Source organism: Bradyrhizobium dasycarpum, assembly GCF_042019905.1.
In the GTDB taxonomy this organism is placed as follows: domain Bacteria; phylum Pseudomonadota; class Alphaproteobacteria; order Rhizobiales; family Xanthobacteraceae; genus Bradyrhizobium; species Bradyrhizobium japonicum_B.
In genome coordinates this window covers 3,159,737-3,171,955 of the sequence record NZ_CP169574.1, presented here as the reverse complement: position 1 = coordinate 3,171,955, position 12,219 = coordinate 3,159,737, and the positions used below count along the sequence as shown (strand labels likewise).

The 12,219-nt window shown below is 63.2% G+C and carries 11 protein-coding genes and 2 pseudogenes; 6 read left to right on the top strand and 7 right to left on the bottom strand.

Going from position 1 to position 12,219, the window contains the following annotated elements; genetic code table 11:
- Positions 1 to 23: 23 nt before the first annotated feature.
- A pseudogene (locus ACETMP_RS15365) lies at positions 24 to 344 on the bottom strand (acyltransferase family protein); the annotation flags it as partial.
- A 1,032-nt stretch (positions 345 to 1,376) separates the two neighbouring features.
- A complete protein-coding gene (locus ACETMP_RS15360; RefSeq protein ID WP_375161582.1) occupies positions 1,377 to 1,859 on the bottom strand; it encodes a hypothetical protein in 483 nt (160 codons plus the stop codon).
- A gap of 156 nt (positions 1,860 to 2,015) precedes the next feature.
- On the opposite strand from ACETMP_RS15360, the gene ACETMP_RS15355 reads away from it, so the two are divergent.
- Positions 2,016 to 2,273 (top strand): hypothetical protein, encoded by a 258-nt coding sequence (locus ACETMP_RS15355; RefSeq protein ID WP_375161581.1) that lies wholly within the window; start codon positions 2,016 to 2,018, stop codon positions 2,271 to 2,273.
- 187 nt (positions 2,274 to 2,460) lie between these two features.
- On the opposite strand, the gene ACETMP_RS15350 is transcribed toward ACETMP_RS15355, so the two are convergent.
- Positions 2,461 to 2,664, bottom strand: a complete 204-nt coding sequence (locus tag ACETMP_RS15350; protein WP_375161580.1) for a DUF2158 domain-containing protein — start codon at positions 2,662 to 2,664, stop codon at positions 2,461 to 2,463.
- A 372-nt stretch (positions 2,665 to 3,036) separates the two neighbouring features.
- Here ACETMP_RS15350 and ACETMP_RS15345 point away from each other — a divergent pair, with 372 nt between their 5' ends.
- Positions 3,037 to 4,596, top strand: a complete 1,560-nt coding sequence (locus ACETMP_RS15345; RefSeq protein WP_375161579.1) for a GAF domain-containing protein — start codon at positions 3,037 to 3,039, stop codon at positions 4,594 to 4,596.
- A gap of 118 nt (positions 4,597 to 4,714) precedes the next feature.
- Here ACETMP_RS15345 and ACETMP_RS15340 read toward each other — a convergent pair whose 3' ends face one another.
- The 4 genes from ACETMP_RS15340 to ACETMP_RS15325 all read right to left on the bottom strand — a co-directional run bounded on the left by ACETMP_RS15340 (position 4,715) and on the right by ACETMP_RS15325 (position 7,585).
- Complete coding sequence (locus tag ACETMP_RS15340) at positions 4,715 to 5,461, bottom strand: HAD family hydrolase (RefSeq protein WP_375161578.1); 747 nt, start codon at positions 5,459 to 5,461, stop codon at positions 4,715 to 4,717.
- Complete coding sequence (hemF, locus tag ACETMP_RS15335) at positions 5,452 to 6,339, bottom strand: oxygen-dependent coproporphyrinogen oxidase (protein ID WP_375161577.1); 888 nt, start codon at positions 6,337 to 6,339, stop codon at positions 5,452 to 5,454. Before hemF ends, ACETMP_RS15340 begins: the two co-directional genes overlap by 10 nt.
- 136 nt (positions 6,340 to 6,475) lie before the next feature.
- Complete coding sequence (gene queE, locus ACETMP_RS15330; protein WP_375161576.1) at positions 6,476 to 7,108, bottom strand: 7-carboxy-7-deazaguanine synthase; 633 nt, start codon at positions 7,106 to 7,108, stop codon at positions 6,476 to 6,478.
- An 18-nt stretch (positions 7,109 to 7,126) separates the two neighbouring features.
- A complete protein-coding gene (locus ACETMP_RS15325; RefSeq protein WP_375161575.1) occupies positions 7,127 to 7,585 on the bottom strand; it encodes a tRNA (cytidine(34)-2'-O)-methyltransferase in 459 nt (152 codons plus the stop codon).
- A 278-nt stretch (positions 7,586 to 7,863) separates the two neighbouring features.
- Between ACETMP_RS15325 and petA the strand changes: the two are divergent.
- The 4 genes and pseudogenes from petA (at position 7,864) to ACETMP_RS15305 (ending at position 12,069) form a co-directional block, all read left to right on the top strand.
- A pseudogene (gene petA, locus ACETMP_RS15320) lies at positions 7,864 to 8,393 on the top strand (ubiquinol-cytochrome c reductase iron-sulfur subunit).
- Positions 8,394 to 8,455: 62 nt separating this feature from the next.
- Complete coding sequence (gene fbcH / locus ACETMP_RS15315; protein WP_375161574.1) at positions 8,456 to 10,528, top strand: cytochrome b/c1; 2,073 nt, start codon at positions 8,456 to 8,458, stop codon at positions 10,526 to 10,528.
- A 243-nt stretch (positions 10,529 to 10,771) separates the two neighbouring features.
- Complete coding sequence (locus ACETMP_RS15310; RefSeq protein WP_128924116.1) at positions 10,772 to 11,446, top strand: dienelactone hydrolase family protein; 675 nt, start codon at positions 10,772 to 10,774, stop codon at positions 11,444 to 11,446.
- Positions 11,447 to 11,451: 5 nt separating this feature from the next.
- Complete coding sequence (locus ACETMP_RS15305; protein ID WP_375161573.1) at positions 11,452 to 12,069, top strand: hypothetical protein; 618 nt, start codon at positions 11,452 to 11,454, stop codon at positions 12,067 to 12,069.
- The last annotated feature ends 150 nt before the right edge of the window (positions 12,070 to 12,219 follow it).

Here is a 12,219-nt window from a genome sequence, read left to right as displayed (position 1 = left end):
GAAGTAAACTGGGGGGCAATGTGAAGCTTGCCGAGAATATACCAGGCGGCCAGAGACACGGCGAGCAAGGGTGCCAATCTTACGGCGCGACTCCAGAGAAACGCGGGATAGTTGATCGCCTGCCCGTTCACCAGCTTGGCGAATAGGTAGCCGCTCAGCGTCATGAAGAGCCCAACGCCAACGTGCCCCTCATCCAGCAGCGCGAAAGGGAATGGCGGCGCGGCAGAGAACGGCACCGGGAAGTCAGTCGTCAGATGGGTGAAGTGCCACACGAAAACGAGGTAGGCCGCCAGAGCTCTGATGTGATCGAGGCGAGAAAAGTATAAGCCACTGCTGGATTTCATGAGATCACGAACGATGCTCGGTCTAAATCGACCAGCTAGGCTAACCAGCTGCTCGAAGCTTCATCACTAGGGTGATCGCAAGCGGCGAGTTCGTGGGCAACGTCTCGTCAGGACTGATGCCGAGGCCGGCATCGGCCGACGTGTCAATGGTCTTTTTTTCACGCGATCGCTTTTGCTTTTGAAGTCTTTGAAGGCGTTGCGACTTCGTTCTAAATCAACCTAAGGGAGCAATCATTTCCAGTTTCATAAAGAGCGGTTGTTCCACGGGCAATTTCTCTTGGAAGGATTGTTTGGTTAGCAAAGCTTTAGTGGAACCCATGATCGTTGAAAGTGGCCAGCGATGCGAGTTCGCATCGGGCGCCTTCGCGGTCGTCACTGAATGCGGCCGTGGGGATGCGTTGACGCTTGGTCGCCGCGAGCATCAGTTGCAGCTCCTCGTGCGGACTGAAGCCGGCGCCGGTCGCAAGACCGTTCGCGTGATCTCAGCGGCCATCGGTGAGCCACCGCGTATGTCCGCTCGTGGCCCGCAGCTGCCATAGTCGAGGCGAGGGATCGAAGTCTGCTTTGGACCTCTAATGGTGCAGGAACTGAAGCACTGCTTCAGGTGATGCAGCCGCCAGCGCTCCGACACAAAACCCGACGAAGCCAACCGCAGTAGCCCCGGCTAATCCGTGAGATGCCCAGCCGGTCGCCGCGCCAATCACGGTGCCCAACGTAATCGTGCAAATCGCCCAGATCACATGAAGAACGGTTTTTATCGTTCTGCCCATTCACTCAATCTACCACGGGCTCTTTCAACGGCCGTTCACAAGTTCATTAGAAGTCGTGCACTGCAATCTGAAGAGAATGAACTGAAACCTTGCCAGTAACCGCAAGTGGCCCCCATCAGCGAAGTTGCGCGTCGGCTGACGGAGGTCCGCTCGTTGGGGCAGAGCGGACGAGATTTGCTCAGCTTGAGTTCATTGCATTTGACCCTGAGCAGACATGATCGGCCGACTTTGATCCTGCTCAAAACGACCGATGCGATGTCCCCTACAAAGGCGTTGCACTTGGCACCCCCGAGTGCGGAGTCCCCATACCCATAGCGACAAAGGCCGCCGCCCCCACGGCGGCCTTTTTTTGCACCGTCACGCCGACGTGACAAAGAGATATATTTCCCACTCTGCAGGTCGGGTTCAGAATGGATCTACGGCGCGGATCACGGGGGGTCCAATGCACCGATTTATAGCTAGAGCCAACATAGATCACTTTATCGGCCTTCTGAACGCCGGTGATCTGACGGCTGACAAACGAACGGGCATCATCAAGCTGCTGATCGCCGAGTTGGATAAGCTCGCGCATGATCTGGAACAACTCGAATTTATCGAGAGAAGAGCGGCTGAATGTCGTGAAAGAGTGAACCATGTCAGGGACATACGGAACAGTCACCCCTTCAGCACAACGGAGCGCGAACAAGCGGAGCGGCTGCTTGTAAGCTGCGAAAACGTGCGAACGGTGCTTGAAGATTTTTGTCATCGCCTGCGCGCGAGAATCAATTCGCCGGGCGGAACAATCTCTACAGGTCCCCGCCGAGACCAGATACACTGAGCCCATCACCGACCGAGGGTTTGCCGTAGGCGTCGGTGGCTGAGAGACCGATCGCGCTCCCGCCTGCAAAATAAGGAGCGCGCCATGTGGAAATCCACGGCGACGGCACCGTTTGATCGCAACTTACAGCTGGCGGTGATCGACACCGCCGGACAGGTACATGCGCTGGTCTTCCCCTGTCGCCGCGTGCTTCGGGGCTGGGTAAATTCGCAGACCGATTTGCCCGTATATGTGTTTCCGACGCATTGGCGCGAATGGAACGCCGTCATAGAGGAAGCTTTGATTGGTGAGCCAGCGCGGGATCGGCTGGGATCTGCGAGCGATCATCAAGAGGGAACGTGACGGTCTCAATTAGCCCCGTGCCGCTAGCCGTAGTCGCATTGCTGAGTTGGACGCGCAGCGTCTTCTGCTCGTGATCCTTCGACATCCAGCCATGTCCGCCTGTTGCCCTGCGATTGGCAGATCGGCGGACATCGGAGGCGCTGGAGCGGAGCAGGCCGGCCTGACCGGGATGCGGTCTTGAGCGCGCCTACTCTTCGCCCTCTTCCTCGTCTTCATCCTCCTCATCGTCCTCTTCCACCTGCACCAGCACGGCCAGTGGCAGCGTCTCGCGGAACAGGTCGCCTTCCATGCCCATCCAGAGGCAGAGCGCGTCGTCCTCCTTCACCTCCGCAACCGTCAGCGGCTGGCCGCCGGATTTCAGCATCACCACATCGCCGGCTTTCAAGTCCATGGAGTGTTCCTTTCGCGTGATCGACCCGGAAGGGAAGCTAGCAAAGGGTCATGACGGGCCGATCACGCAGACCGGTCGTACCGAGAGAATCCGGCGGTGGGTTGCGATACGGCCGATATGACGCAGACACATGCGCTCGCGATTGGCTGGGTCGGAAAGAATTGTTGCCGTTCCTGGCCGGCTTTCCGACCGGGTTGTCGGATGCATTGCGCTTCGCCTCAACGGCTTGGGTCTGGTCCTGCAGCCCGCGGCGGCAGGCCAGCAGTCGCTTATGCCGCGCCCCGGGGCGGCCCGGTGGTGCGTGTTGCGCTGGCACGGCCTCGGGTTTCCAGCTACGCTAAGTGTGCAACGGGCCCCCTGGGGGATGCGTCGATGGCGGCCGGTGAGATGGATCAGAGCAACGTAGCAAAGTTTCCGCTCGTTGACCCGGACAGCCCCGAGATATCGGCGCTGGTTGCGATCATCCGGCGCCTTTCGGTCGCACGCAGCGTGCCGGAGATCATGGATATCGTCGCTCATTCTGCGCGGACGCTGATCGGAGCGGACGGGGTCACATTCGTTCTGCGCGAAGGCGACCGATGCTATTATGCGGAAGAGGATGCAATCGGGCCGCTCTGGAAGGGGCAGCGGTTTCCGATGTCGGCCTGCATCTCCGGTTGGTGCATGCTGGAGCGGCGTGCTGCCGTCATCCCGGACATCTATCAGGACGACCGGATTCCGCAGGATGCCTACCGCCCGACCTTTGTCCGTAGTCTGGCGATGGTGCCCGTTCGGCAGGACGACCCGATCGCGGCGATGGGCGCCTACTGGGCGAATTCCCGCGAGATTCAGCCGAGAGAGGTCCAGCTGCTGCAGACCATTGCCGACGCAGCTTCGCTGGCGGTGGCTTACGTCGATCAGCGCCGTCACGATCCATGGCGGCGCCTGCGCCTGGTCAGGGACTGGGCCAGGCAGAAGGGGCTGCGGCTTCGCTCTCTCAACCTGCCATTCGAGCTTGCCAAGCTCAAGCCTTGGCAGGCCGAGAATGAGCCCAGTTTGCCCCGGGCCATAGGCGTTGCGGCCGGATCGGTCGTCCTGGCCACCCTCGTAAGACTTGCGCTGGGCGAGCTCATCGGCCCAGGTGTCATCGCGTTTGCCACTTACTATCCCGCGGTCCTGCTTTCCACCCTGTGGGCCGGAAGTGGGTCGGGCCTTCTGACGCTCTTCGGTGCCGGCGTGATCGGCTGGTACGCTTTCATGCCGCCGGTCTACACCTTTGAAATCAAGGAGGCCGCGACGGTGGCGAGCCTGGCGCTTTATCTGGCATCGGGCTCAGTGATCATTTGGGGCGCCGAGCAATACCGCAGGCTCGCGGCAGCTTTGGCCGGAAAAGATCGTGAGCGTGAGCTTCTCATGGGGGAGCTCTTGCACCGCATGCGAAACATGATCGGGGTGGTGCAAGCGGTCGTCAACCAGACGCTCTCGCATGACGAGGACGCCCGCGCGACTCTCAGTCGGAGGATTGCGGCCGTCGTCACCGCCGATGGGTTCATGCAAGATGACATGAGCTATCAAAGCGACCTCGCCGAGCTTCTTGCGTCGGAACTTGCCGGCTATGAGCGCGCACGCTTTATCCTGTCGGGACCGGCGACGCAGCTTGCGCTGGATCAGTCGCGCGCCCTGGCGCTCTCGATCCATGAACTGGCGACCAACTCCGCCAAGTACGGCGCATTGTCTTGTCCGGAAGGCCGCGTGCTGGTGTCGTGGAGTATGGCCCCTGCAGAACTCCAGTTGGCCTGGCAGGAGCTGGGCGGGCCTCCGGTACGCACTCCCAAGCGCGAGGGTTTCGGCTCCAGGTTCGTGCGTCAGATGCTGGCCAAGAAAGGCGGAAGCATCAAGACTGAATGGCTGGAAGCCGGCGTGGTGCACAAGATCGTGCTGCCGAGGCACTGAGTTTCAGTGTTCTTGCCCGCGCATCAAAGTCGTTTCGCAAAATCCGCAAGTCCTTGATATTGCAGGGACCGTCTACTGTGCATGGGGTTGTTTTTCGACTTTTTGCTTGGCGCCCAGCTCAAGATCGATCCGGCACCAACTCGGTCAGCGAGCGGATGATGCGGTCGGGCTTGACGGTCGAGCCTTCGGGCAGGCCGTCGCCGTGCACGTCGATCCAGATCGAATAGATGCCGAGCCGCTGCGGCGTCACGACTTCCCATTCCAGATTGTCGCCGATCATCCAGGTGTCCTCAGGCGTGACGCCGAGCGCCTCCATCGCGTGCAGATAGGCGCGCTCCTCGGGCTTACCGAAGCCGTGCTCGCCCTCGATCTGGATGTGGTCGAAGCGATGCGCCAGCTCGAACCGCTCGACCTTGGCGCGCTGCATGTCGGCGGCGCCGTTGGTGACCAGCGCGAGCTTGACGCCGCGTGCCCTGAACGCGTCGATCGCATCATGCGCACCGGGGAAGACGAAGATCGCTTCCTCGCGGTAGGTGGTGAAGCGGTCGGCGAGGCGATCGGCGAGATCGTCCGAGAGGGCGCGATGGCCGTCGGCGGCGAGCGCGGCGAAGCCGCCGCGCACCGTGAGCCGCCGCGCCTCGCCGAGCTTCATCCGCCAGATCGGCTCCGCGGTCGACCAGAACTGCCTGGCATAGGCCAGCACCGCGGTCGCGACCTGCGGCGGCGGCAGCGGCGCAAGCTCCTCGGCGAATTCGTTCGCGATCGTATTCCAGGCGATCTCGGGCCGGCCATAGGCCGACAGGATGGTGTCGTCCATGTCGATCAGCATGGCGCGGGGGAGCGGCTTCGAAACGGTCACGGCCATTTCACCTCCGGCGGCATCGACGACAGGATCGACTCGACATTGCCGCCGGTCTTGAGCCCGAAGATGGTGCCGCGATCATAGAGCAGGTTGAACTCGACATAGCGGCCGCGCCGGATCAACTGCTCCTCGCGGTCGGCGGCGGTCCAAGCGCTGGCGAAATTGCGCCTGACGATCTCGGGGTAGATCTTCAGGAAAGCGCGGCCGACGTCCCTGGTGAAGGCGAGGTCGGCGTCCCAGTCGCCGCTGTCGTGCCAGTCGTAGAAGATGCCGCCGATGCCGCGCGGCTCCTTGCGGTGCGGCAGGTAGAAATACTCGTCGCACCATGTCTTGTACTTGTCGTAATCGGCAACGCCGCTGTTCTGCGCGCAGGCCTCCTTCATCGCGGCGTGGAAGGCGATGGTGTCGGCATCGTCCTGCGTGCGCCGGCGGTCGAGCACCGGGGTGAGATCGGCGCCGCCGCCGAACCAGGCCTTCGTGGTGACGACGAAGCGCGTGTTCATGTGCACGGCGGGCACGTTCGGGTTGCGCATATGCGCAATCAGCGAGATGCCGGAGGCCCAGAACTTCGGGTCGTCCGCCGCGCCGGGAATCTGGGCGCGAAATTCAGGGGCGAACTCGCCGTGCACGGTCGAGCAGTGCACGCCGACCTTTTCGAACAGTCGGCCGTGCATCATCGACATCACCCCGCCGCCGCCGGGCGCGCCGGTATGGTCGGCGCGCTGCCAGGGCGTGCGCTTGAAGCGGCCGGCTTCGCCCGGATAGAGGTCTTGCGGGGCGTCGTCCTCGAGCCGCTCGAAGCTCGCGCAGATGTCGTCGCGCAAGGCCTCGAACCAGGTGCGGGCGCGGGCCTTGCGGCCTTCGATCGTCGAATTGTCCATCTGCATTTCCCGGTCGCGTCCCATGCGGAGTGTGCCGTAGGGTGGACAAAGGCGCCCTTGCGCCGTGCCCACGTCTTCTTACCGTCATCTCGAATGGTGGGCACGCTCCGCTTTGCCCACCCTGCAAAACCTGTCCCTATCTGATGCCGAGCGATTTATGTGTCTGCACGCTGAGCCGCCATTGCGGATGGCGCAGGCAATAGTCGATCGCGCGCGCGGTGTTCTCGGCGACCTCGGGGCCGTCCATCGGCTGCAGCGAGAAGCGCTCGAAGGCGAGGTGCTCGAACGTCTCTGGCGCGGCGAGGGCCTGCGGGTAGACCAGTTTCAGCTCGTGGCCCCGGCGCAGCACCAGCTCGCTGCCGCCCTTGGGGCTGACGCAGATCCAGTCGAGGCCATCGGGCGCTTCGATGGTGCCGTTGGTCTCGACGCCGATCTCGAAGCCACGGGCGTGCAGCGCCTCGATCAGCGCGGCGTCGACCTGGAGCAGCGGCTCGCCGCCGGTCAGCACCACGTAGCGGTCGGCTTCGGCGGCGCGCCATTGCGCGGCGATGGTGTCGGCGAGCTCGGCGGCCGAGCCGTAGCGGGCGCCGAGTGTGCCGTCGGTTCCGACGAAATCCGTGTCGCAGAACTTGCAGGTGGCTTCAAAGCGGTCCGCCTCGCGCCCGCTCCACAGATTGCAGCCGGCAAAGCGGCAGAACACGGAGGCACGCCCGGCATGGGCGCCTTCGCCTTGCAGGGTCAGGAAGATTTCCTTGACCGCGTAACTCAATCGTCTCTCCTCAAACCTTCAGACTTGCGGGGTCCGGACCTGCCGCAGCGCCTCGCCGGCGGCCATCGCAGCGGTCATGGCGACATTGAGCGACCGCAGCCCGGCCCGGATCGGGATCACCAGCCGCGCATCCGCGGCCTCGACCACCGCCTCGGTGACCCCGGCGCTCTCGCGCCCGAATAGCAGGATGTCCGACGTGTGGTAACGGAAATCGCGATAGTCGGTGGCGGCCTTGGTGGTGAACAACAGCAGGCGGTGGCCGTGGACGGCGCGCCAGTCCTCGAACTTCAGCCAGGAATCGTGCCTGACGATGCTGACATGGCTGAGGTAGTCCATTCCCGCCCGGCGGAACGCGCGGTCGGAGACCGGGAACCCCGCCGGTTCGATGATATGGGCGTCCAGGCCGAGGCAGGCGCAGAGCCTGAGAATCGTACCGGTGTTCTGGGGGATGTCAGGTTGGAAAAGCGCTATCTGCATCGGGAATGGCGGGCTGGTTGCGGGACGGGAATGTCTCAATAAAACATCGCCTGCCCGGGAATTCGTGCATGGCACGCCCCCGCGCCGATAGCGGGCTTGCGCTCGCCCGGCAAGGGTGCCAATAGAACGATTCTGGACTGCTGTTTCGCCTGTTTAGAGGCGAATAAGCGAAGTTCTGCCGCCGCGGGGGGCCGCGGGCGCCGGCAGCCTTTCCGGGGACCTCATGGGCGCCCCCTGGAGCGGTTCCACCGGTTGCACAAGAAGAAAGGGTTGGAATCGTGACGACAGCGTCTTCGGCGGACCATCCGACACGCCGTGATTTCTTATTCGTTGCAACCGGGGCAGCTGCAGCAGTAGGGGCGCGGCCGCGCTCTGGCCTTTCATCTCGCAGATGAATCCTGACGCCTCGACCATCGCCGCCGGTGCGCCGATCGAGGTCGATCTCAGCCCGATCGCGGAAGGGCAGGACATCAAGGTGTTCTGGCGCGGCAAGCCGATCTACATCAGCCACCGCACCAAGAAGCAGATCGAGGAGGCTCGCGCCGTCAACGTGGCGAGCCTGCCCGATCCGCAGTCCGACGAGGCTCGGGTCAAGTCCGGTCACGATCAGTGGCTGGTCGTGATCGGCATCTGCACCCATCTCGGCTGCATCCCGATCGCTCATGAAGGCAGCTACGACGGGTTCTTCTGCCCCTGCCATGGTTCGGTGTACGATACGTCCGGCCGCATCCGCCAGGGCCCTGCGCCCTCGAACCTGCCAGTGCCGCCGTACCAGTTCGTTTCCGACACCAAAATCCAGATCGGCTGAGCTTTGGACCATAGTCCGAAGCTTCGCGCCGTCTCGTCGTACTATTTCCTCAGGATCGCATCATGAGCGGACCATCCGACTACCAGCCGAGCAATCCGGCCCTGCAATGGATCGAGCGGCGCCTGCCGATCTTCGGCCTCATGCACTCCTCGTTCGTCGCCTATCCCACCCCGCGTAACCTGAACTATTGGTGGACCTTCGGCGCCATTCTGTCCTTCATGCTGGGGATGCAGATCCTGACCGGCGTGATCCTGGCGATGCATTACACGCCGAATGCCGATCTCGCCTTCAAGTCGGTCGAGCTGATCGTCCGCGACGTGAACTACGGCTGGCTGCTGCGCAACATGCATGCGGTCGGCGCTTCGATGTTCTTCGTCGCCGTCTACGTCCACATGTTCCGCGGCCTTTATTACGGGTCGTACAAGGAGCCGCGCGAGGTGTTGTGGATCCTCGGCGTCATCATCTACCTCCTGATGATGGCGACGGGCTTCATGGGCTACGTGCTGCCCTGGGGCCAGATGAGCTTCTGGGGCGCCACCGTCATCACCAACCTGTTCTCCGCCATTCCCTATGTCGGCGAGAGCATCGTGACGCTGCTGTGGGGCGGCTATGCAGTCGGCAACCCGACGCTGAACCGCTTCTTCTCGCTGCACTATCTGCTGCCGTTCGTGATCGCGGGCGTCGTCGTGCTGCACGTCTGGGCGCTGCACGTCGCCGGCCAGAACAACCCTGATGGGGTCGAGCCGAAGACGGAAAAGGACACGGTGCCGTTCACGCCGCATGCCACCATCAAGGACATGTTCGGCGTCGCCTGCTTCCTGCTGCTCTACGCCTGGTTCATCTTCTACATGCCGAACTATCTCGGTGACGCCGACAACTACATTCCGGCGAACCCGGGCGTGACGCCGCCGCACATCGTGCCGGAATGGTATTATCTGCCGTTCTACGCGATTCTGCGTTCGATTCCCGACAAGCTCGCTGGCGTCATCGCGATGTTCGGGGCGATCATCATCCTGTGCTTCCTGCCCTGGCTCGACAACGCCAAGACCAGGTCGTCGAAGTACCGTCCGCTGGCCAAGCAGTTCTTCTGGATCTTCGTCGCGGTCTGCATCCTGCTCGGCTATCTCGGCGCGCAGCCGCCGGAAGGCATCTACGTCATTGCCGGCCGGATCCTGACGTTCTGCTACTTCGCCTACTTCCTGATCGTGCTGCCGCTGCTCTCGCGGATCGAGAAGCCGCGGCCGGTGCCGAACTCGATCTCGGATGCGGTGCTGGCCAAGACCGGCAGCCGATCGACACCGATGGTGTCGACCGCGATCGTGCTGGCGCTCGCCGGCTCGTTGTTCGCGGGCTCGATCGACAGCGCGAAAGCGTCCGAAGGCGGCGACAAGCCTCCGGGCAACAAATGGTCCTTCGCTGGGCCTTTCGGTACGTTCGATCGCGGCGCCCTGCAGCGCGGCCTGAAGGTCTACAAGGAGGTCTGCGCCAGCTGCCACGGCCTGTCTTACGTCGCCTTCCGCAACCTCGCCGAGCCCGGCGGGCCCGGCTATTCGGTGGCGCAGGCGTCGGCGTTTGCAGCCGAGTACAAGGTCAAGGACGGTCCGAACGATGCGGGCGACATGTTCGAGCGTGCGGGCCGGCCGGCGGACTATTTCCCCTCGCCATTCCCGAACGAGCAGGCTGCGCGTGCGGCGAACGGTGGTGCGGCGCCGCCCGACCTGTCCCTGATCACCAAGGCGCGCTCTTACAAGCGCGGCTTCCCCTGGTTCATTTTCGACGTCTTCACCCAGTACCAGGAGCAGGGGCCTGACTATGTCACCGCGCTGCTCCAGGGCTATGAGGACAAGGCGCCTGAGGGCGTGACCATCCCGGAGGGGTCCTACTACAACAAGTACTTCCCGGGCCACGCCATCAAGATGCCGAAGCCGCTCAGCGACGGCCAGGTGACCTATGACGACGGCTCGCCGGCCACGGTCGCGCAGTACGCCAAGGACGTCACCACCTTCCTGATGTGGACCGCCGAGCCGCACATGGAAGCGCGCAAGCGCCTCGGCTTCCAGGTCTTCGTGTTCCTGATCCTGTTCGCGGGCCTGATGTACTTCACCAAGAAGAAGGTCTGGGCCAGCTCGCACTGAGGCCGCGCCTGACGAGACAAGACATGCGAAAGCCCCCGCAAGGGGCTTTCTTGTGCGTGCAGTCATTCCGGGGCGCGCCTCTTGGCGCGAACCCGGAATCCATTCATCCACCGACGTTGAGGCCCGATGGATTCCGGGTTCGCGCTATCGCGCCCCGGAATGACGGGAGTGTGGATTGCGCCGCGCGCGTCCAGTGGCCAGAATACCGTCAACCGCTCCCTCAGAAACTCACCGGAGGACATCATGGGAACCGCCATCACCTTCAAGCGGCCGGACGGCAAGGACGCCTCGGGCTATCTCGCCAATGCCGCGCGCGGCAACGCGCCGGGCGTGGTCGTGATCCAGGAATGGTGGGGATTGTCGGATCAGATCAAGGGCCTGTGCGACCGCTTCGCGCTGGCCGGCTTCGATGCGCTGGCGCCCGATCTCTACAAGGGCAAGGTGGTGCCGTATCACGACACGGACAGCGCCAACAAGGAGATGAACTCGCTCGACTTCATGGACGCCACCACGCAGACGGTACGCGGCGCCGCGCAATATCTGTCGCGCAACGGCGCCAAGGTCGGCCTGACCGGCTTCTGCCTCGGCGGCGCCGTGACCATCATCGGCGCGACCAAGATTCCGGAGCTCGCGGCCGGCGTCGTGTTCTACGGCATCCCGCCGGAGCAGGCTGCCAAGCCCGCCGACGTCAAGATTCCGCTCCAGGCCCATTTCGCAAACAAGGACGATTGGTGCACGCCGGAGCTGGTCAACGGCTTCGAAAAGGCGATGAAGGCCGCCGGCAAGTCGCTCGAGCTTTTCCGCTATGACGCCGAGCATGCCTTCGTCAACGAGCAGCGCCAGGCCGTGCACGACCGTGAAGCCGCCGAGCTCGCCTGGGGCAGGGCGACGGAGTTTTTCCGCAAGCATCTGGGGTGAGACGTATGGCGACGTCGTCTCTCACCCGCCGCGTGCGCGGCCGGATCGTTGGGGGCGTGGCCGCCATTGCCGGCATCGTCGCGTTGACGACGGCTCAGGCGGCAGCAGAGCAGGCCTTCGTCACGCTGAACGGCAACCTCAAGACAGAGGCCTGGTGGGTCATCGCGGAATTCCATCCGTTCACGACGGAGGTTCGCGGCATCCCCGCGAACCAGATCCGCAAAAGCTGGTGCAAGGCGACCGAATTCCGCAAGGACCTGATTCCCAAGGAGCTGCTGTTGGAGAATGGCGCCGATGCGATGAAGGGCGCCGGCATGTCCTTTGCCGTCGAGGGTCGCTTCGACGGCGCCGCCACGCGGCAGATTGCTGTGGTCGGCGTGTTTCAGGAGTGTGCCGGCCCAAAGGGAAGGTTCATGCTGATCCTCGATCAGCCGGACGGCGAGAAGCCTAAGGTGCGCTTTGTCGACGCCATACGTACCAACCGCCAGTTCGCGGCTCTTTCGAAGGACAAGCGCGGCAAGCTCGTCCTTTGGGAATGCATGGAATGCGACGGTTATTCCGTGCTCAAATGGGATCGGAAGAAAAGCAGGTTCGGCTGGGAGCCGCAGGCCGAGGAGCCTTAGCCCGGCATGGGCGGCAAGCCGAGCGCGGCACGGCTCCGCCGCGCGGGGGACGGGTTTCTCACCTTGACGCCGTCCCCGCGCCATGGTGAGTATCGCCCCATGAGCACCGCCGTCCGCCCAGCCCGTTTTTGGTGGCGCACCTCCTGACGA